This window comes from Methylosinus sp. RM1 (genome assembly GCF_011378635.1).
GTDB lineage: Bacteria > Pseudomonadota > Alphaproteobacteria > Rhizobiales > Beijerinckiaceae > Methylosinus > Methylosinus sporium.
In genome coordinates, this window is sequence record NZ_WOVC01000008.1 from 109,517 (window position 1) to 128,235 (window position 18,719).

The window sequence follows — 18,719 nt, forward strand, 5'->3', positions numbered from 1 at the left end:
ATTCCCTATCGGCTCACAAAGGCCGATCCATCGGGGGATTTGCCCGAGTTCGGGGAGGATTTTGGACATGTGCTTCTATTGTCTCGCGCGCGCCTCGGCCGCATTGTCTCGACGCGACATGTTGCGGATGGGCGCGCTCGGCGCCGCGGCTCTGCCTTTCGTCGCCTCGCCCGCGACGGCCGAGAGCGCCGATCTCGTGCGCGACGATTTCAAACGCGATATGGAGGCGCTGATCGCGCGCGCCCGTTCGGGCGCGCTCGTCTCCTATCGCCTGTTCGAGATCGATGGCGACGATCTGCCGTGGATCGATCTCGGCCTCGCGGCGGCGAAGGGCCAGCAGGTCAGCTTTCTCGTCGCCGGGCGCATGTGGATCGCTCGGCCCTATGACCTCTGGTTCAAGCCGGGCCTCGTCTTCCATGCGCGCACGCGCGGCAAAAGGCCGATGTACAGCCCGGGCGTCGACACCGGCACGATGATCGCCGCCCATGACGGCCCGCTGGAGATCGCGCGCTCTGCGGCGCAATTCGCCGATGCGGATGGCAGGCTGTGGACGCCCGAGGCGGAGTATCGCAAACAAGAGGTGAAGATCGTCGGCGTCGCGCTGGTCTGGAAGGGCGAGGCGCTCTCCGGCCTCGAGAGCCTCGCCGCGGCGGGGGACGTGAATGGTCTCGTCGCGGCGGAGATCGCGCGGCTGAAACGCGGGCGCAAATTGCCGGAAGGCTGGAACGATCACTTCAGTCTCGGCGGCGGCGCCGACGCGTTCGGCCGCGAAGCGGATGGCGAGATCGTCTGCGAGAGCGCCGGCTCCGCCTCCATCATCGAGCGCCCGCTGCCGCTCGCCTTCGCGTCGCGGCCCAAGCTCGGCTGGCGCTGGAAGATCGACCAGCTTCCTTCGGCGAAGCCGGAGGATGTCGCGCCTTTCCACGATTATCTCTCGATCGGCGTGAAATTCGAGGACGGTCAGGACCTCACTTATTTCTGGAGCGCCGGCCTGCCGACCGGAAAAGTCTTCCGCTGTCCGCTCGCCGGCTGGAGCGCGGTCGAGACTCATATGGTCGTCGATTCGGGCGCCGCGGGGCTCGGCGAGTGGCGGGCGCTGGAGCGCGACGTCGCCGCCGATTACGCCGCCCATATCGGCGGGCCGGCCAAGGCGATCAGCCATATTTGGCTGCTGGCGATCACGCCCTTCCAGCGTCGTCGCGGCGCCTGCCGCTACGCCGACATTCGCGTCGCGACGGCGGATGGGGCGGTGACGAGGCTCTAGCTATTTGTTCCAGCGTTCGGCGGCGGCGTCGTCCTTGGCCTTGGCCTCGACCCAGTCGCCGACGCTGCCGTCGGCGCGATGCTCCTTCTTCCAGAAGGGGGCGCGCGTCTTCAGATAATCCATCAGAAATTCCGCCGCGGCGAAGGCCTCGCCGCGATGGCGCGCGGCCGTGACGACGAGCACGATTCTCTCGCCCGGCAGAATGCGCCCGTGGCGATGGATGACAGTGAGCGCCGATAGCGGCCAGCGGGCGAGCGCCTCCTCGGCGACGCGGGCGATCTCCGCCTCGGCCATGCCGGGATAATGCTCGAGCTCCAGCGCCGAGAGCGCGCCGTCCTCGTCGCGGCAGAGGCCGGTGAAGGAGACGATCGCACCAATGTCGCGGCGGCCCTCCTCGATCAGCGCGGCCTCATGGGCCGGATCGAAGGGGGCGGATTGGATGCGGATGGTGGGGGTCATGGAAGTGTGGGGTTCGATGCGAGCATGAAGGCTCGCTCTTGTCCGTCGCGCCTCACCCTCCGGTCATCGGCGGGAAAAAGGCGATCTCCCGCGCTCCGGCGATGGGCGTCTCATGGCGCACATGGGCCTTGTCGATCGCCGTGCGAATGACGGCGGCGTTCTCGAAAGCCAGAGCATAGGCTTCGTCGCGCGACTTCAGCCAGGCGATCAGCTCGCCGACCGTCGCCACCTCCGGGGGAGGGGAGAGCTCCTCCTCCGCGCGGCCGATGCGCTCGCGCACCCAGGCGAAATAGAGGGCCTTCATCGCGCCTCATCCGTTCCGAAATGCGCCCAGCCGGCTCTCATATAGTCATAGCCGGTATAGAGCGTCAGCAGCGCGGCGATCCACAGCAGCACGCTGCCGATATTGACCGTGCCGGGCAGCACCAGCTCGCCGGCGCGGCCGGCGATGAAGAAGCCGAGCGCGAAGAGCTGTAGCGTCGTCTTCCATTTGGCGATGGCGCTGACCGGCAGCGGCACTTTCAGCTCGGCGAGATATTCGCGCAGGCCGGAGACCAGAATCTCGCGGCACAGGATGATGAGCGCCGCCCATATTGTGACGCCGGCGATGGTCTGATCGGCGACCACCATCAGCAGAGTGGCGGCGACGAGCAGCTTGTCGGCGATGGGGTCGAGCATGGCGCCGAGCGTCGATTGCTGCGCCCAGGCGCGGGCGAGATAGCCATCGAAGAAATCGGTGATGCCGGCGGCGGTGAAGACGCCGAGCGCCGTCCAGCGCATCCAATGCTCGTCCGGCCATTGCAGGAGGCCCGCGACGACCGGCACGGCGACGAGCCGGCCATAGGTCAGAATATTGGGCAGGGAGAGCGCGCGCCCGCGGCGCGGCGGAATGGCCGTCGATGTCATGCCGCGAAGGAACATGCCCAGCGCCTCTCTTGTCAATAGAAGAGACGGGCGCCTCGACGGCGCCGCGCTCCTCCGCCGCCGGTCCGATCTCCCGCGCAACAGCGGGAAGCTTCGGCAAAACCGGCATTTTGCCGCTCGAGGCGCGCCGGCGGGAACGTCGCCGAGCCGCGCACAAATTTTAGCCGCTGGCCGCCGATCAGCCGCCGCGCTGGAAATGGTCGAAGACGAGCCGCGCCGTCGCCTTGTTCACGCCCGGCACATTCTCGAGGTCGCAGAGCGCGGCGCCCGCCACCGCCTTGGCGGTGCCGAAGGCGAGCAGCAGCGCCCTTTTGCGGGCCGGGCCTATTCCCGCGATCTCGTCCAGCGGGTTCTTGGCGAATTCCTTCTTGCGACGCGCGCGATGCGTGCCGATGGCGAAGCGATGCGCCTCGTCGCGCAGGCGCTGGACGAAATAGAGCGCCGGATCATGCGGCGGCAGGCGGAAGGGCTCGCGGCCCTCGACGAAAAACATCTCGCGGCCGGCGTTGCGGTCGGCGCCCTTGGCGATGGAGGCGATGGTCACACCCTCGAGGCCGATCTCCGCCGCCACGGCGCGCGCGGCGTCGAATTGCCCGCGGCCGCCGTCGATAATCACGAGATCGGGCTTCGACGGAAACGCGTCCGGCGCTTCCTCCTCGGGCTTTTCCGCGTCTTTCGCAATGCGGGCGAAGCGGCGCGCCAGCACCTCGCGCATCATGGCGTAATCGTCGCCGGGCGTGATCTCGGCGCGCTTTATGTTGAAGGTGCGGTAATGCGTCTTCATGAAGCCCGTCGGCCCGGCGACGATCATCGCGCCGATCGCCTGTTGGCCGCCCGTATGGGAATTGTCATAGACCTCGACGCGGCGCGGGGGCTTCTCCATGCCGAACATCTCGCCGAGCGCGATGAGCAGCTTCTCCTGGCTGGCGTCCTCGGTGAGCTTGCGCGTCAGCGTCTGCTTGGCGTTGGTCTGCGCATGCTCGACCAGCTCGCGCTTCTCGCCGCGCTGCGGCGTCGCGATCTCCACCTTGCGGCCGAGCTTGTCCGACAGCGCTTCCGTCAATAGCTCGCGATCCTCGATCACATGTGAGAGCAGCACCAGAGGCGCCGGCGGATGCTCGCCATAAAATTGCGCGAGGAAGGAGCCGAGCACTTCTTCTTCCGAAAGGCTCTGATCGGCGCGCGGGAAATAGGCGCGGTCGCCCCAATTCTGAAAAGCGCGAAAGAAAAACGCCTCGATGCAGAAGCGCCCCGCCTCTTTGGCGATGGCGAAGACGTCCGCCTCCTCGACGCTGTGCGGATTGACGCCTTGCGTGCCTTGGATCAGCGACAGCGCGGAGATGCGGTCGCGCAGCCGCGCGGCGCGCTCGAATTCCAGGCGCTCAGCCGCCGCGGTCATCTCCATGGCGAGCTGCTCGCGCACGGAGCGGCTCTTACCGGTGAGGAAGTCATGCGCCTCCTGCACCAGCACGGAATAATCCGCGATCGAGATTTCGCCCGTGCAGGGGCCGGCGCAGCGCTTGATCTGATAGAGCAGGCAGGGCCGGGTGCGGTTCTCGTAAAACGAATCGGTGCAGGAGCGCAGCAGAAACGCCCGTTGCAGCGCATTGAGCGCACGCCCCACCGCGCCGGCGTTGGCGAAGGGGCCGAAATAATCGCCCTTGCGCGAGCGAGCGCCGCGATGCTTGGCGATTTGCGGCGCATCATGATCGCGCGCGATGAGAATATAGGGAAAGCTCTTGTCGTCGCGCATCAGCACGTTGAAGCGCGGCTTCATCTGCTTGATGAGATTGGTCTCGAGCAGCAGAGCCTCGGTCTCGGTCTCGACCGAGATGAACATCATCGAGGCGGTCGCCGAGATCATGCGCGCGATGCGATTCACATGGCCGGCGAGGCGCGTGTAGCTCGCTATGCGCTTGCGGACGTTCTTGGCCTTGCCGACATAGAGAACCTCGCCATTCTCGGCGATCATGCGATAGACGCCCGGCCCGTTGGGCGCGTTCTTCCAATAGGATTTGATGACCGACACGCCGCGCTTGACGCTCTCCGGCGTATCGGCCGCGAGCTCGGGCGGAGCGGCGCCGTCGGCCTCTTCCGTGAGGTCTTCTTCCTCATCGAGGGTTTCGGGAAGGTCGGGCGTATCGCTCATGCGGCGAGATTTATGCCCGGCGCGCGCGAATGGGAAGAGCGCGTGATCCGGCTTCCGGCTGATCGGTTCGCGCGGCGTTTGCCGCCTTCCTTCTCCCCGCATTGCGGGGAGAAGGTGGGGATGAGGGGCTCGGGGCGTTTTCCGTCTGCGGCTCACGCCCCGAGAGAGGGGGAACGCGCCGAACCATCCAGCGGGAAGGCGGTATGACAAGGCCGTGGGCTCTGGCGCGCGGCGGCCTATTTCTCCGCGCATAGGGAGGAGGCCCCATGCCCAAAGGCCATGCGCCGCGTCTCGTCTTCTGGGTCGCGGTTCTGCTGTTCGCGCTCGCGGCGGCGCTGTCGCTCTTTTATTACCTGTCGCCGCGGGCGACCTTGCGCATCACCACAGGCCCGGCGATGTCGCCGGCTCAGCGCACCATCTCCACGTTCATTCATGTCGTGTCGGGGTTGCACCCCTTCATCCGCATAGAGGAGGTCCCGGTCGCCGATCTTTCGGCCAGCGCCAAGGCGCTCGAGGACCGCAAGGTCAATCTCGCCATCGTGCGTACCGATGTCGCGCCGCCCTCCAATGGCCAGACCATCGCCATTCTGCGCCGCGACGTGGTGGCGATCGTGCTGCCGCATGGCTCGCCGATCAAGGACGCCGCCGGCCTCGCCCGCAAGACCATCGCCGTGCCGGAGGGCGCGCTGCAGACGGAAAATCAGCATGCGCTCGATGATATTCTCGCCTATTTCGACGTCCCCGCGGCGAGCGTGAAGCGCCTCGTCCTGCCGCTCGGCGAGATCGGCCCGGCCATGCGCGCGGGCCGCGTGGCGGCGGCGTTGGCGGTCGGGCCGATCGGGCCGGGGCAGGCGGTCGATGTCGTCGCCTCCATCGCCAAGGCGATGAAGAGCCCGCCCCAGCTCCTGCCGATGGATCAGGCCGACGCGCTGGTGAAGCGCTTTCCGGGCTTCGAATCTGTGGATATCCCCGAAGGCGCCTTCAAGGCGCATCCGCCCGTGCCCGACGATACGGTGAAGGGCCTCGCCGTCACCTATCGGCTGGTCGCGCCTTTTTCGATGCTCAATGTGGTGGCCGGAGCGATCGGCCGCTCCATTTTCAAGACCAAGGCCAAGCTCGCCGCCCTCTCGCCGGGCGGGACCCAGATCGAGGCGCCCGATCTCGACGCGCAGAACCCGCTGCTGCCGGTCCACCCTGGCGTCGCCGCCTATCTCGCGAGCGGCGATCAGAGCTTTTTCGATTCGTTCCAGCAATATTTCTACATTATCGGCATTCCGCTGAGCCTTTTGGGCTCGCTCGTCGCCGTGCTGCTCGGCCTATGGAACAATCGGCGCCTCGTGCAGGACCAAAATCGCGTCTTCCGCCTGCTGACCCTCGCAGACGAGGCGCTGACGGCCGACAGCGCGGGCCTCGAGCGGATCGAGACGGAGTTTCGCGGGCTCGTCGCCGATTGCGTCAACAAGCTCGCGGATGGCGAGACCGCGGCCGATCAATATCCCGTGTCCTCGCTCGCCATCGACCATGCGCGGCGTTCGATCGAGCGCAGGAAGGATGGCCTGCGCGCCGCATGACGCTCGCGCCGGGCTCGCTATAATGTCGTCGGTTTCGAGCAGAGGATTTCCGACATGGCTTCCCTCATCCGAGATTTTACCTGCGCCTGCGGGCGTGTGCGCTGCGAGGTGGTCGGCGAGCCGATCGTCAGCGCCGTCTGCTATTGCTCCGATTGCCAGGAGGGCGGCCGCAGGATCGAGGCTCTGCCCCATGCGCATCTCCTGCGCGATCCCGACGGCGGCACGCCTTATCTCACTTTTCGTGACGACCGTTTTCGCTGCGTCGCGGGCGCGGAGCTGCTCGAGGATCACAGGCTGAAGCCCGATTCGTCGACCCGCAGGGTGGCCGCCTCCTGCTGCAACACGGGCATGTTCCTGAAATTCGATCCCGGCTTCTGGGTTTCGACCTATCGGCTGCGCTACGCTGGCGATCTGCCGCCGATCGAGATGCGGACAAAGGTCGCGCGCCGGCGCTCGGCGCTGCCGCTGCCGCAGGATGCGCCGGCTTTCCGTGGCTTTCCGCTGCGGCTCTTCGGACGGCTGATCGGGGCGCGGCTCGCCATGGCCTTCGGGCGATAGGCGGGAAACGGGGCCGCGGGCGTGAAACCTTTTGTGATCCGCGCTATGTTGTCGCGGGGGAGGCGCGTCGGCGGCCGAGGCGCGACAAAAGATCGGGGAAAACTCGGGTGATCGAGGACCAGCGCGAAGCGTCCGGCCGCAGGCGGCTGAACGCGACACTCATAGATTTGATCATCCGGCTCGGCGCGCTCGGCGCTCTGGCCTATTGGTCCTTCCTGCTGGTGAGGCCCTTCGTCACCATCGTGACCTGGAGCGCGATTCTCGCCGTGGCGCTCTATCCCGTGTTCGAGTGGACGGCGGTCCGGCTCGGCGGGCGGCGACGGCTGGCGGCCGTCGTCATCACGCTCCTCGGCCTGCTCTTCGTCATCGGGCCGGCGACCTGGCTCGGCCTCGGGGTCGTCGACGGCTTGCGCGTCCTCTCCGAGCGCATAGACGCCGGCGGCGTCTGGGTGCCGCCGCCGCCCGAGGCGCTGCGCAGCTGGCCCTTCGTCGGCGAATCGGCCTACGAATTCTGGGAGCTCGCCTCCACCAATCTGCGCAGCGCGCTCGCCCAGGCGCTGCCGCAGCTCAAGCCCTATGGCGAGATCGCGCTCGACGCCACCAAAAACGCCGGCGCAGGCGTGTTCAAATTTCTGATTTCGGTGATCATCGCCGGCTTTCTGTTCGCGCCCGGGCCGGCGCTGGTGCGCGCCATAAAGACGGCGGTGACGCGAATCGATTCGAAGCGCGCCGAGCATTTCGTGGAGCTCGCGGGCTCGACGATCCGCACGGTCTCGCGCGGCGTCATCGGCGTGTCGTTGCTGCAGGCGGCGATCGGCGGGCTCGGCTTGCAGCTCGCCGGCGCGCCCGGCGCCAGCCTGCTGACCTTGTGCATTCTGGTGCTGGCGATCGTCCAGATCGGGCCGCTGCTCGTCGTGGTGCCCTCGATTCTCTGGGCCTGGACCGAGATGCGCACGCTGCCGGCGCTGCTCTTCACCTGCTGCATGTTGACGGTGACGCTGGTCGACAATGTGCTGAAGCCCATCGTCATCGCGCGCGGGCTCACGACGCCCTTGCTCGTCATCATCGTCGGCGTCATCGGCGGCGTGTTGGTGCATGGAATCATCGGCCTCTTCGTCGGTCCGGTGGTGCTGGCCGTCGCCTGGGAGCTGCTGAGCGCCTGGGCGGGGGAGGGCAAGAGCGGCGTCCTCGTCGCGACGCCGGAGCCGGCCGCTCCCGAGCCGACCGCACCCGAGCCGCGCGCGCTCGAGCCTCCCGCGGCGACCGCCTCCGCGCCCGAGCGCTGAACGGCGCGACAGGGCGAAAGGCGAGGTTCACAAATCGGCCGTACTCGATTAGGGTCCGGCGCGGATTTGCACGTCCCGGCTTCGATCCCATATTGATGAGCGCCCGCTTCGCAAGCGGGCCTTTCGCTATCCGAGGTCCGCTACGGCCTCTGAAGAAGGAACCACATGGCCAAGGAAGAACTGTTGGAGTTTCCCGGAGTCGTCACCGAGCTGCTGCCCAGCGCGATGTTTCGGGTCAAGCTCGAGAACGAGCACGAGATCATCGCCCATACGGCCGGAAAGATGCGCAAGAACCGCATCCGCGTGCTCACCGGGGACAAGGTTCTCGTGGAGATGACGCCCTATGACCTCACCAAAGGGCGGATTACCTATCGTTTCAAATAATTTCGATTTATGGCGGAGCCGATCGTCTTGACGTCCCACCCGACCGATGCGCGGCCCAAGCTGGCGCTGGCCTCCGCCTCGCCGCGCAGGCTCGAGCTGCTCCAGCAGATCGGCCTCGACGTCGATGCGCTGCTGCCGACCGACATAGACGAGACTCCGCAGCGCAACGAGCTGCCGCGCAGCCTCGCCCAGCGTCTTTCCAGCGAGAAGGCCGCGGCGGCCGTGAAGATCATGGCCTATCAGCCTCGGCTCGAGGGGAGCTATGTGCTCGCTGCCGACACTGTGGTGGCGGTCGGCCGGAGAATTCTGCCCAAATGCGAGGACATAGAGCAGGCCGAGGATTGCCTGCGCCTGCTCTCGGGCCGCCAGCATAGGGTTTTTACCGGCGTCACGCTGATCACCCCGCGAGGGGCCGAGCGCCGCCGTCTGGTCGAATCGCGGCTGCGCTTCAAGCGCCTCGGCGCGAACGAGATCGACGCCTATCTCGCCTCCGGCGAATGGCGCGGCAAGGCGGGCGGCTATGCGATTCAGGGGCTCGCGGGCGCTTTCGCGGTGCGGCTCATCGGCTCTTATTCGGGCGTCGTCGGCCTGCCGCTCTATGAAACCGCGGCGCTGCTGGCCGGCGAGGGCTATCCGGTGCTGACGCCCTGGTTCGAGGGGGCGTGAGCGTTCACTCGCCGATATAGACCCGCTCATAGCGTCGCCCGAGCCGGGTCAAAATCTCATAGCCGATCGTTCCGCAGCGCTCCGCCAGCTCGTCGACGCCGATCGTCTCCCCCAGCAGCTCTGCCGTCTGGCCGCGATAGACGGCGCCTTCGGGGACGTCGGTCACATCCAGCATGACGAAATCCATCGACACGCGGCCGACGATCGGGCAGCGCCGTCCGGCGACGATCGCCTCGGGAGCTGGGCGGCCTGGGCCGGCGACGGCGGCCGGAAAACCGTCGCCATAGCCGAGGCCGAGCGTCGCCAGTCTTGTCGGCCGCGCCGCCGTCCACACGCCGTCATAGCCGACGCTCTCGCCGGCCTCGATCCAGCGCGTCGCCAGAATCGGCGCCTCGAGCCGGGCGACGCTCAGCATCGGATTGGGCGCGGAGGGCGTCGGATTGCCGCCATAGAGGGCGTAGCCCGGGCGCAGCACATCATAATGCGGTTGCTGCGCCAGAAAAATCCCGGATGAGTTGCAGAGCGAGGCCGGCGCGCCGGGGAAGGCGCGCCGCGCCTCCTCGAAAGCAGCGATCTGCCGCGCGTTGCGCGGGTCGTCTGTCCATTGGGCGCAGACGAAATGGCTCATCGTCAGCGTGAGGTCCACATCCTGCGCCGCTATGGCTGCGGCCTCGGCGTCGCGCAGCGCGAGTCCCAGCCGATTCATGCCGGTGTCGAATTGCAGCGCCGCGGGCAGACGGCGGCCGATGGAGCGGCCGAAAGCCCCCCATTCGCGGATTTCCTCGAGCGAGGCCAGAACCGGGCGCAGCCGCGCGGCGGCCAGAGCGCGGGCGCCTCCGCGCGGCAGGCCCTCGAGCACATAGACGACGGCGCGCGGCGCGACGGCGCGAATGCGTTCGCCTTCCCCGGCGGCGGCGACGAAAAATGTACGGCAGCCGGCGGCGGCCAGCGCCCGCACGGAAGCCTCGGCGCCGAGGCCATAGGCGTCGGCCTTGACCACGGCGGCGCATTCGCTCGCGCTGGCGCGCGCGGCGAGCCGTCGCCAATTGGCGACGAGGGCGGTGAGATCAATGGTGAGAATCGCCCCCGCGCGCGCCTCGGCGGGGGCGGTCTCGTTCAGGGGCGCTCGGGCCGATCGGTCGAATCTCATGACGGAGTATTCTAGCGCCGGAGCATGGCGTTCGCATGGCTATTCGAATGCGCAATGCTCCGGCGTCATTAATTTCACCGGCGGGTCGCGGCCGCTCCCGGCTCCGTCAGCGCCCGCGGGGCCGGCGCTCCCATACGGGCGGCCGGATCGACAGGCGGTCGCGGCGCCCCGAGGCGAACGGCCGGATCGGGCCGCGGCGCGCCGAGCGAGATACGTACGAGATCGGCGACGCTCTTCACGCGCATCTTGGTCATGATGTGGGAGCGATGCGTCTCGACCGTGCGGGCGCTGATGCCGAGCTCATGGGCGATGACCTTGTTGAGCTTGCCCTCGACGAGGCCGGCGAGCACGTCGTTCTCACGATTGGTGAGCGTCGCGAGCCGGCCGGGCGTGGTCCGCGTGCGGCCGCGATAGGCGCGATGATCCACGCGGCGGGTCAGCGCCTGCTGCACGGAGGCGAGGAGCTTGGCCTCGTTGACGGGCAATTCGAGCAGATCGAACGCCCCTTCCTTCATCACTTGGATCGCGCCCCGCACATTGGCCTGGGCGGTGATGACGATGATCGGCAACTCGATCCGCCGCGCCTTGGCGTCTCTCAATAATTCGATCCCGATCATCTCGGGCATGTCGACATAGATGATGACGCAGCCGCGGCTGTCGGTTTCGACGGCTTCGAAGAAGCGTCCCGCGTCCTCATGCAGGCGAAGGTGATAATCCGCCCTGTCCAGCGCGCTCGTCAAAGACGAACGAATGATCGGGTCGATGTTCAAGATATGGATGGTTTCACTGTAATTCATAGATCGCTCGCGAGATGAGTTGACGAAAAAGTCATTCGACGAGACCAGCATATTCCCGCCGCCGACAAAATGATCGGCGGTCCGACGTTACGACGAAATCGACGCTTACTACGAGAACTGACACGACAAGGACGCAAAAGACACAGACGAACTTCGACGCTCACGCTACTCGACGCGTTCGTCGCCGGTCGAGAAAAAGCCGGCTGCGAACGACGATGCGCCGGCTGGTCCCGGGCAACGTCGGCGAGCGCATGTTAACAGATCGTATCGCTCGCGCCACGATTTTCGACTCGAAACCTACGCATCGACGCTTCGATTGCGCAGGGCGTCTCTGCGCGTTACTTAAGTCTCGCGTCCTTTCGCCGCGCCGCCGCCGCCCCGCGCAGCGCTGTCTACTGAGGTTCGGGACGCTGGTTGCGGTCGCGACGCGATTGAATTATCAGTCGAGCCGAGCCTCGAGCGGAGAAAAAATATCATGGCCGACGCCGATCCCATGAGCGAGAGCCTCGCCGCCGCGCGGCCGCTCTCCCCGCATCTATCGGTCTATAAGCCGATCTTCACCATGGTGATGTCGATCGCGCATCGCATCACCGGGGCGGCGCTCTATGCGGGCGCGCTGCTGCTCGCCGTCTATCTTTTGGGGCTCGCGCTCGGGCCGTCCGCCTTCGGCGCCGTATCCTGGATCGTCGATTCTTTCGTCGGGCGGCTGTTCATGCTGCTGTTCAGCTGGGCGCTGTTTCATCATCTTCTCGGCGGCGTGCGCCATGCGATATGGGACCGTGGGCTCTATCTCGATCGCGACGGGCGCGAGCTGCTCGCCAAAGCGACATTGGGCGGCGGATTGGTTTTGACCGCGCTTTTGTGGATCGCATCCTCGCTCTTGGGCTGAGGGCGCTCGGGCCGTCTCGTATAGGGTCAATGGAGAAGCAATATGTCGCGCTCGACGTTCCAGAGCGGCCGCAGCGGCAAGGGAGACACCTTCGTCTCCGATCGCGCAGGCTCGCTTCATGCGCTGGCCATGCGTCACAGCGCCAGAGCGCTGGCGCCGCTGGCGCTGCTCTCGATCTGGCATCTCGTCGGATTGGTCGGCAAATCCTATGAGGCCGCGCGCGCCGAGATCGGACGGCCGCTGCCGGCCATCGCGCTGATCGGCTTCATCGTCGTCGTCGCCTATCATGCGCGGCTCGGCATGGAGAACATCATCGAGGACTATGTCCACGACAAATCGCTCAAGACGACGGCGCTCATCGTCAACAAATGGACGGCGATCGCGATCGCCGCGGTCTGGACGCTCGCCATCATGATCATCGCCGCGCCGCGCTAGAGTCTTTCCGTGTTTCTTTGAGACATGGAAAGACTCTAAAAGCGGCAAGGGCGCTCTTTCGACGAGGATTTGGAATGGCTGGGAACGGCAAGACGACGGTGAATATCGGGGGCAGGGCCTATCCGATCGTCGATCATACATTCGACGTCGTCGTCGTCGGCGCCGGCGGCGCGGGACTGCGCGCCGTCGTCGGCTGCGCCAAGGCGGGGCTGAAGGCCGCTTGCATCACAAAAGTATTTCCCACTCGTTCGCATACGGTGGCGGCGCAGGGCGGCGTCGCCGCGGCGCTGGCCAATATGGGGCCGGACGATTGGAAATGGCACATGTACGACACCGTCAAGGGCTCCGACTGGCTCGGAGACCAGGACGCGATCGAATATCTCTGCCGCAACGCTCCGCAAGCCGTCTATGAGCTCGAGCATTGGGGCGTGCCCTTCTCGCGCACAGAGGACGGACGCATCTATCAGCGGCCCTTTGGCGGCATGACGACGGATTACGGAAGAGGCCCGCCGGCGCAACGCACTTGCGCGGCCGCCGACCGCACCGGCCATGCGATGCTGCATACGCTCTACGGCCAGGCGCTGCGTCACGACACGGAGTTCTTCGTCGAATATTTCGCCATCGACCTCATCGTCGATGCGGAGGGCGCCGTGCGCGGCGTCGTCTGCCTCAAGCTCGACGACGGCACGATCCATCGTTTCCGCGCCGCGCTCACCGTGCTGGCGACAGGCGGCTATGGCCGCGCCTATCTCTCCGCGACGTCTGCGCATACATGCACGGGCGACGGCGGCGGCATGGCGCTGCGCGCCGGACTGCCGCTGCAGGATATGGAATTCGTGCAATTCCATCCGACCGGCATTTATGGCGCGGGCTGCCTCATCACCGAGGGCGCGCGCGGCGAGGGCGGATATCTCACCAATAGCGAGGGCGAGCGCTTCATGGAGCGCTATGCGCCGTCGGTGAAAGATCTCGCGCCGCGCGACATGGTCTCGCGCGCGATGACAGTGGAGATTCGCGAGGGCCGCGGCGTCGGCAAATTGAACGATCACATCCATCTGCATCTCGAGCATTTGGATCCTGCGATCCTGCATGAGCGCCTGCCGGGCATTTCCGAGAGCGCGAAAATTTTCGCCGGCGTCGATGTGACCCGCGAGCCCATTCCGGTGCTGCCGACCGTGCATTACAACATGGGCGGCATACCGACGAATTTTCACGGCGAGGCGCTGCGCCGCGTCGGCGCCGATCCCGATGTGGTGGTGCCGGGCCTTATGGCGATCGGCGAGGCGGCTTGCGTCTCCGTGCATGGCGCCAATCGTCTCGGCTCCAATTCGCTGGTCGATCTCGTGGTCTTCGGCCGCGCCGCCGGCCAGCGCGCCGCCGAGCTGGTGAAGCCCGGCCAGACGCAGCCGGAGCTGTCCGCCGATTCCGCCGAGCTCGCTCTTTCGCGTCTCGACGCGCGGCGCTTCGCCTCCGGCTCGATCGCGACCGCCGATCTGCGGCTCGAGATGCAGCGCGTGATGCAATCGCATTGCGCCGTCTATCGCGCCGGCGAGGTGCTGGAAGAGGGATCGCAGGCGATCCATGCGGTGTGGAAGAAAAGCAACGACGTCAAGGTTTCGGATCGCTCGCTGATCTGGAACTCCGATCTCGTCGAGACGCTGGAATATGACAATCTCATCGTGCAGGCGGTGGTGACGATGGATTCGGCGAAGAACCGCACCGAATCCCGCGGCGCTCACGCCCGCGAGGATTATCCGAACCGCGACGACGCCGATTGGATGAAGCACACGCTCTCGACGATCGACGAGGCGGGCAAGAGCGTCGCGATCGATTATCGCCCAGTGCACAGCTACACGCTGTCCAATGAGGTCGCTTATATCGAGCCGAAGGCGCGGGTGTATTGAGGGGCGGCGCGGGCGTCGGCTTCGAAGCGGCATAGAACGCGAGTGGACAAATCATGGTCGAATTCGTCCTTCCCAAATCCTCCCGTCCCGTCGAGGGCAAGGTCTGGCCGCGGCCCGAGGGCGCGAGCCGGCTCAAGGAATTCCGCATCTATCGCTTCGATCCGGACGAGGCGTCGAACCCGCGCATCGATACTTATTACGTCGATCTCGACGATTGCGGGCCGATGGTTCTCGACGCGATCATCTGGATCAAGAACAAGATCGATCCGACGCTGACCTTCCGCCGCTCCTGCCGCGAGGGCATTTGCGGCTCCTGCGCGATGAATATCGACGGGCTCAACACGCTCGCCTGCACCAAGGGCATGGACGAGATCGAGGGGGCGATAAAGCTCTATCCGCTGCCGCATATGCCGGTGGTGAAGGATCTCGTGCCCGATCTCGCCGATTTCTACGCCCAGCACGCGGCCATCGAGCCCTGGTTGCAGACGGTGACGCCGGAGCCTCAGAAGGAATGGCTGCAGGCGCCGGATGATCGCCGCAAGCTCGACGGGCTCTATGAGTGCATTCTCTGCGCCTGCTGCTCCACATCCTGCCCGAGCTATTGGTGGAATCGGGATCGCTTCCTGGGCCCGGCGGCGCTGCTGCAGGCCTATCGCTGGGTGGTGGACAGTCGCGACGAGTCGACAGCCGAGCGCGTCGCCTATATCGACGACACCTTCCGCCTCTATCGCTGCCACACGATTCTGAACTGCTCCAACGCCTGCCCCAAGAGCCTGCTGCCCGGCACGGCCATCGCCGAGCTCAAAAATCTGGCGATCGCGCAGACGACGGGCGAGTGAAGCGGGGCCGGCGCCGCAATGGCGCCCCGATCGCCGCGCAATCTCGCCCGTGGAATCGCCGGAACTTGTCTTTTTTCCGGCGTGGGAGCATTTTGGAGCTGATGCTCGAGGAGTAGCCGCCATGCGATCGCGCCCGCTTCTTCTGGTCGCCGCTATTTTCGCCTTTTCGTCCGCGCTGCCGCTGTCCGCGGGGGCGGAGGACGCGCTCGACCCCAGCCGGCTAGACACTTCCGCCGCTGGAGCCGTCAAGGCGAATCCGAAGAAAAACAAACAGCAGCAGACGGCCGGTCAGCCGGCTGCGCCCGGCAAGCCGCCGGCCAAGGTCGAGAACCGCCAATTCGGCGAGCTCGAGGGCTGGTCGCCGGGCAAATCTCCGCCCAAGAAGAAAGACAAAGAGGACGATACGCCGCGTTTCGGCGGCCGTGCGCCGGTGAGCATGGGCAATAACGGCAATATGTCGGTCGGCATGCCTTTCTGAGCCCGTCGGCCTCGGCGCGTTCGCCGTGGCCATGCTGTGAGATCGATGCGAAGCCGCTCCGTGGCCCAGTCGGCCTGCGGGGTCGCTTCGCTATTCTCGTCCATACCCTCGACAAAAGGCGCGCCCGTCGTCATAAGCGGGCAAAAGGAGTTCCATCCCATGGGTTACAAGGTCGCCGTCGCGGGCGCCACGGGCAATGTGGGCCGCGAGATGCTCGACATTCTGGCGGAGCGCCGCTTTCCGGTCTCGGAAGTGGTCGCGCTGGCTTCGTCCCGGTCCATCGGGACGGAAGTGTCGTTCGGCGACAAGATTCTCAAATGCCGCCATCTCGACACTTATGATTTCTCCGACACCGACATTTGCCTCATGTCGGCGGGCGGCGACGTCGCGCGCGAATGGGCGCCGCGCATCGGCGCCAAGGGCTGCGTCGTCATCGACAATAGCTCCGCCTGGCGCATGGACCCGGATGTGCCGCTGGTGGTGCCGGAGGTCAACGCCGACGCCGCGGCTGGCTTCACGAAAAAGCACATCATCGCCAATCCCAATTGCTCCACCGCGCAGCTGGTCGTGGCGCTGAAGCCGCTGCATGACGCCGCCAAGATCAAGCGCGTCGTCGTCTCGACCTATCAATCCGTGTCGGGCGCCGGCAAGGAGGGCATGGACGAGCTGTTCTCGCAGACGCGCTCCGTCTTCGTCTCCGATCCGCTCGAGTCGAAGAAGTTCCCCAAGCGCATCGCCTTCAACCTCATTCCGCAGATCGACGTCTTCATGGAGGACGGCTTCACCAAGGAAGAGTGGAAGATGGTGGTGGAGACGAAGAAGATTCTGGACCCGAAGATCAAGCTCGTCGCCACCTGCGTGCGCGTGCCGGTGTTCATCGGCCATAGCGAGGCGATCAACATCGAGTTCGAGAACCCGCTTTCGCCGGACGAGGCGCGCGACATTCTGCGCGAGGCGCCGGGCGTGCTCGTCATCGACAAGCACGAGGCCGGCGGTTACATCACGCCGCATGAGGCGGCGGGCGAGGATGCGACCTTTGTCTCGCGCATCCGCGACGATCCGACCGTCGAGAACGGCCTGGTTCTGTGGTGCGTCTCCGACAATCTGCGCAAGGGCGCGGCGCTGAACGCGGTGCAGATCGCCGAAGTGCTGGCCAATCGCAAGCTCATCACGCCGAAGAAGAAGGCGGCGTGAACGCGCGGCTCTTGCGCGGGACGAGCGGGGCGGCGTCCAGCTTCAGCGCGACGGCGTCGGGGGCGAGCGCCCGCGTCGCCTCGTCGACGCTGCGAAAGAGCCGCCCTTCGCCGAGCGTCTTGGTCACGCCATAGCGCGCCAGCGCTTGGTGCGCGCGCACGGATTCGAGCCGCGCGATCGCGAAATCCGCGCCTGCCGCGCGGCAATCCTGGATCGCATCGTTCAATATGCGCGCCGCCGTGTAGTCGATCTCGACGATATTGCTCGCTTCGAGCACGACGAGCGTCGGCTTCTCGTCGCCCGTCTCGATCGCCTCGCGCAGATCGCGCTGAAAGCCATAGGCGTTGAGGAAAGACAGCGGCGCCTGAAAGGCCGCGACCAGCACGCCCGCCAGCTTCTCGCCGCAAGGCTCGTCCCGGACGCTCGAGCAGGGCCACCAGACCGAGCTTCCCGGTAGGCGCGCGAAAGTGATGAGGCGCGAGCGCGTCGTCGTCCACACGCCATGCAGCAGCGACGCCAATATGGAGAGCGACACGCCGGTCTGCACCGGCAGCGCGACGACGGCGGCCATGGTCAGCGCGACCAGCGCGAATTCGCCGCGTGTTTTCGAGTAAATATCGCGCATCACATGCAGGCGGAAAATGCGCGCGGCGATGAACATCAGCACGCCGGCGAGCGCGGCGTTGGGCACATGCTCGAGCAGCGCGGCGCCGAACAGCAGGAGCGCCGCAATGACCAGCGCCGCGACGATCGACGAGAGCTGCGAGCGCCCGCCCGTCGCCGAGACGATCGCCGTGCGCGGCGGCGAGGCGTCGACGGCGAAGGCGCCGACCAGCCCCGCCAGCAGACAGCCCGCGCCGACGCCGAGATAATCGCGATCGACATCCGGCGCGCGGCCCTCCTCATTGGGAAAGGAGCGCGAGGTCGCCGCCGTCTGCACCATGATCACCATGGCGATGATGATGGCGAGGCCGACGATATGCGGAATGTCGGCGGCCGCGATCTCGGGAAAGCGCGGATGCGGAAGCTCCGCCGAGACCGCGCCGAGCACCGCGACGCCACGCTCCTCGAGACGAAAATGCTGTACGGCGAAAGCGGCGCCGGCGAGCGCGATCAGCGCGGCTGGAAGCTTGGGGCTGATCTTCTCGCCGATGACGATGGTCGCGAGCGAGCCGAGGCCGAGGGCGATGGCCGCGGGATTGGCCTCGCGCCAATGCTTCGCCATTTCGGCGACGCGATAGAATTCGCTGCCTTCGACGCTCGGCAGGCCGACGAGCGCCGGCAGTTGCGAGATGAAGATGTGAATCGAGATGCCGGCGAGAAAGCCGGTCGTCACCGGAACGGAGAGGAGATCGGCGATCCAGCCGGCGCGCAGCAGAAAGCCGAGGATCAAAATGCCGCCGACCAAGAGAGCGAGAAAAGAGGCGAGCGCCATGAATTGCGGCGTGCCGCGCGTCGCCAGCAGCGCCAGAGCGCCGGCGAAGATCGGCGCGATCGTCGAATCCGCGCCGGAGGAGAGGAAGCGGTTGGAGCCGAAAGCCGCAAAGGAGAACGAGCCGGCGAGAAAAGCGAAAAAGCCGATCTGCGGCGGAAAGCCCGCGAGCCGGGCCGTCGCCATTTGCTCCGGTATGGCGATGGCCGCGAGCGTCAGCCCGGCCGCGACGTCATAGCGCAGCATGGCTTGCGACAGGGAGGGGAAGAATGGCCAGGAGCGTTGCTGCGGCATGGGGCGTGATCCGAGGCGAGCCTGTCGCAAATCTAGGGCGTGACGC

19 protein-coding genes are annotated in these 18,719 nt (G+C 66.2%); 12 read left to right on the top strand and 7 right to left on the bottom strand.

Annotated elements, in window-relative coordinates; translation table 11 throughout:
* Positions 1 to 67 precede the first annotated feature (67 nt).
* Positions 68 to 1,264 carry a DUF3047 domain-containing protein gene (locus FMZ75_RS07825; protein ID WP_166141965.1) on the top strand — a complete coding sequence of 399 codons (1,197 nt, stop codon included), beginning with the start codon at positions 68 to 70 and terminating at the stop codon, positions 1,262 to 1,264.
* On the opposite strand, the gene FMZ75_RS07830 is transcribed toward FMZ75_RS07825, so the two are convergent.
* The 4 genes from FMZ75_RS07830 to uvrC form a co-directional block, all read right to left on the bottom strand.
* On the bottom strand, positions 1,265 to 1,723 hold the full coding sequence (locus FMZ75_RS07830; protein WP_142863140.1) for a molybdenum cofactor biosynthesis protein MoaE: 459 nt from the start codon (positions 1,721 to 1,723) through the stop codon (positions 1,265 to 1,267).
* Between the two features lie 52 nt (positions 1,724 to 1,775).
* Positions 1,776 to 2,027 (bottom strand): molybdopterin converting factor subunit 1, encoded by a 252-nt coding sequence (gene moaD / locus FMZ75_RS07835; protein WP_024880614.1) that lies wholly within the window; start codon positions 2,025 to 2,027, stop codon positions 1,776 to 1,778.
* Positions 2,024 to 2,644, bottom strand: a complete 621-nt coding sequence (pgsA, locus tag FMZ75_RS07840) for a CDP-diacylglycerol--glycerol-3-phosphate 3-phosphatidyltransferase (protein ID WP_244594734.1) — start codon at positions 2,642 to 2,644, stop codon at positions 2,024 to 2,026. The genes moaD and pgsA overlap by 4 nt, the downstream gene beginning before the upstream one ends.
* Positions 2,645 to 2,825: 181 nt before the next feature.
* Positions 2,826 to 4,796 (bottom strand): excinuclease ABC subunit UvrC, encoded by a 1,971-nt coding sequence (gene uvrC / locus FMZ75_RS07845; RefSeq protein ID WP_166141967.1) that lies wholly within the window; start codon positions 4,794 to 4,796, stop codon positions 2,826 to 2,828.
* A gap of 266 nt (positions 4,797 to 5,062) precedes the next feature.
* Here uvrC and FMZ75_RS07850 point away from each other — a divergent pair, with 266 nt between their 5' ends.
* The 5 genes from FMZ75_RS07850 to FMZ75_RS07870 all read left to right on the top strand — a co-directional run bounded on the left by FMZ75_RS07850 (position 5,063) and on the right by FMZ75_RS07870 (position 9,261).
* The gene (locus tag FMZ75_RS07850; RefSeq protein WP_166141969.1) at positions 5,063 to 6,367 is read left to right on the top strand and encodes a TAXI family TRAP transporter solute-binding subunit; all 1,305 of its coding nucleotides are present in this window, start codon (positions 5,063 to 5,065) and stop codon (positions 6,365 to 6,367) included.
* A gap of 54 nt (positions 6,368 to 6,421) precedes the next feature.
* Positions 6,422 to 6,925 carry a GFA family protein gene (locus FMZ75_RS07855; protein ID WP_166141971.1) on the top strand — a complete coding sequence of 168 codons (504 nt, stop codon included), beginning with the start codon at positions 6,422 to 6,424 and terminating at the stop codon, positions 6,923 to 6,925.
* Positions 6,926 to 7,032: 107 nt separating this feature from the next.
* Positions 7,033 to 8,211, top strand: coding sequence for an AI-2E family transporter (locus FMZ75_RS07860; protein WP_166141973.1), 1,179 nt, complete (start codon positions 7,033 to 7,035; stop codon positions 8,209 to 8,211).
* A 165-nt stretch (positions 8,212 to 8,376) separates the two neighbouring features.
* A complete protein-coding gene (gene infA / locus FMZ75_RS07865) occupies positions 8,377 to 8,595 on the top strand; it encodes a translation initiation factor IF-1 (protein WP_018266249.1) in 219 nt (72 codons plus the stop codon).
* A gap of 9 nt (positions 8,596 to 8,604) precedes the next feature.
* Entirely contained in the window at positions 8,605 to 9,261 is a 657-nt protein-coding gene (locus FMZ75_RS07870; protein ID WP_166141975.1) for a Maf-like protein, read from the top strand.
* 4 nt (positions 9,262 to 9,265) lie between these two features.
* Here FMZ75_RS07870 and alr read toward each other — a convergent pair whose 3' ends face one another.
* Positions 9,266 to 10,411, bottom strand: a complete 1,146-nt coding sequence (gene alr / locus FMZ75_RS07875; RefSeq protein ID WP_207783330.1) for an alanine racemase — start codon at positions 10,409 to 10,411, stop codon at positions 9,266 to 9,268.
* Between the two features lie 74 nt (positions 10,412 to 10,485).
* Positions 10,486 to 11,208 (bottom strand): response regulator transcription factor, encoded by a 723-nt coding sequence (locus tag FMZ75_RS07880; protein WP_166141978.1) that lies wholly within the window; start codon positions 11,206 to 11,208, stop codon positions 10,486 to 10,488.
* A gap of 475 nt (positions 11,209 to 11,683) precedes the next feature.
* Between FMZ75_RS07880 and sdhC the strand changes: the two genes are divergently transcribed.
* The 6 genes from sdhC (at position 11,684) to FMZ75_RS07910 (ending at position 16,947) form a co-directional block, all read left to right on the top strand.
* Positions 11,684 to 12,097 (top strand): succinate dehydrogenase, cytochrome b556 subunit, encoded by a 414-nt coding sequence (gene sdhC, locus FMZ75_RS07885; protein WP_166141980.1) that lies wholly within the window; start codon positions 11,684 to 11,686, stop codon positions 12,095 to 12,097.
* Positions 12,098 to 12,139: 42 nt separating this feature from the next.
* Positions 12,140 to 12,532, top strand: a complete 393-nt coding sequence (gene sdhD / locus FMZ75_RS07890; RefSeq protein WP_166141982.1) for a succinate dehydrogenase, hydrophobic membrane anchor protein — start codon at positions 12,140 to 12,142, stop codon at positions 12,530 to 12,532.
* A 74-nt stretch (positions 12,533 to 12,606) separates the two neighbouring features.
* On the top strand, positions 12,607 to 14,436 hold the full coding sequence (gene sdhA, locus FMZ75_RS07895; protein WP_166141984.1) for a succinate dehydrogenase flavoprotein subunit: 1,830 nt from the start codon (positions 12,607 to 12,609) through the stop codon (positions 14,434 to 14,436).
* Positions 14,437 to 14,489: 53 nt separating this feature from the next.
* A complete protein-coding gene (locus FMZ75_RS07900; protein WP_142863131.1) occupies positions 14,490 to 15,275 on the top strand; it encodes a succinate dehydrogenase iron-sulfur subunit in 786 nt (261 codons plus the stop codon).
* 121 nt (positions 15,276 to 15,396) lie between these two features.
* Entirely contained in the window at positions 15,397 to 15,753 is a 357-nt protein-coding gene (locus tag FMZ75_RS07905) for a hypothetical protein (RefSeq protein WP_142863152.1), read from the top strand.
* A 159-nt stretch (positions 15,754 to 15,912) separates the two neighbouring features.
* Complete coding sequence (locus FMZ75_RS07910; RefSeq protein ID WP_166141986.1) at positions 15,913 to 16,947, top strand: aspartate-semialdehyde dehydrogenase; 1,035 nt, start codon at positions 15,913 to 15,915, stop codon at positions 16,945 to 16,947.
* Here the strand turns inward: FMZ75_RS07910 and FMZ75_RS07915 are convergent.
* Positions 16,922 to 18,673: a SulP family inorganic anion transporter gene (locus FMZ75_RS07915; RefSeq protein WP_246728846.1), complete on the bottom strand. Its 1,752-nt coding sequence runs from the start codon at positions 18,671 to 18,673 to the stop codon at positions 16,922 to 16,924. The genes FMZ75_RS07910 and FMZ75_RS07915 overlap by 26 nt on opposite strands.
* Between the last annotated feature and the right edge of the window lie 46 nt (positions 18,674 to 18,719).

Excerpts from the sequence above, each read along its gene's own strand:
- FMZ75_RS07825 (WP_166141965.1), top strand. The coding sequence starts at position 68 with ATGTGCTTCTATTGTCTCGCGCGCGCCTCGGCCGCATTGTCTCGACGC.
- pgsA (WP_244594734.1), bottom strand. The coding sequence starts at position 2,644 with ATGTTCCTTCGCGGCATGACATCGACGGCCATTCCGCCGCGCCGCGGG.
- FMZ75_RS07830 (WP_142863140.1), bottom strand. The coding sequence starts at position 1,723 with ATGACCCCCACCATCCGCATCCAATCCGCCCCCTTCGATCCGGCCCAT.
- sdhC (WP_166141980.1), top strand. The coding sequence starts at position 11,684 with ATGGCCGACGCCGATCCCATGAGCGAGAGCCTCGCCGCCGCGCGGCCG.
- infA (WP_018266249.1), top strand. The coding sequence starts at position 8,377 with ATGGCCAAGGAAGAACTGTTGGAGTTTCCCGGAGTCGTCACCGAGCTG.
- FMZ75_RS07905 (WP_142863152.1), top strand. The coding sequence starts at position 15,397 with ATGCGATCGCGCCCGCTTCTTCTGGTCGCCGCTATTTTCGCCTTTTCG.
- FMZ75_RS07855 (WP_166141971.1), top strand. The coding sequence starts at position 6,422 with ATGGCTTCCCTCATCCGAGATTTTACCTGCGCCTGCGGGCGTGTGCGC.
- moaD (WP_024880614.1), bottom strand. The coding sequence starts at position 2,027 with ATGAAGGCCCTCTATTTCGCCTGGGTGCGCGAGCGCATCGGCCGCGCG.
- FMZ75_RS07850 (WP_166141969.1), top strand. The coding sequence starts at position 5,063 with ATGCCCAAAGGCCATGCGCCGCGTCTCGTCTTCTGGGTCGCGGTTCTG.
- sdhA (WP_166141984.1), top strand. The coding sequence starts at position 12,607 with ATGGCTGGGAACGGCAAGACGACGGTGAATATCGGGGGCAGGGCCTAT.
- FMZ75_RS07915 (WP_246728846.1), bottom strand. The coding sequence starts at position 18,673 with ATGCCGCAGCAACGCTCCTGGCCATTCTTCCCCTCCCTGTCGCAAGCC.
- FMZ75_RS07870 (WP_166141975.1), top strand. The coding sequence starts at position 8,605 with ATGGCGGAGCCGATCGTCTTGACGTCCCACCCGACCGATGCGCGGCCC.
- FMZ75_RS07900 (WP_142863131.1), top strand. The coding sequence starts at position 14,490 with ATGGTCGAATTCGTCCTTCCCAAATCCTCCCGTCCCGTCGAGGGCAAG.
- FMZ75_RS07880 (WP_166141978.1), bottom strand. The coding sequence starts at position 11,208 with ATGAATTACAGTGAAACCATCCATATCTTGAACATCGACCCGATCATT.
- uvrC (WP_166141967.1), bottom strand. The coding sequence starts at position 4,796 with ATGAGCGATACGCCCGACCTTCCCGAAACCCTCGATGAGGAAGAAGAC.
- FMZ75_RS07910 (WP_166141986.1), top strand. The coding sequence starts at position 15,913 with ATGGGTTACAAGGTCGCCGTCGCGGGCGCCACGGGCAATGTGGGCCGC.
- alr (WP_207783330.1), bottom strand. The coding sequence starts at position 10,411 with ATGAGATTCGACCGATCGGCCCGAGCGCCCCTGAACGAGACCGCCCCC.
- sdhD (WP_166141982.1), top strand. The coding sequence starts at position 12,140 with ATGTCGCGCTCGACGTTCCAGAGCGGCCGCAGCGGCAAGGGAGACACC.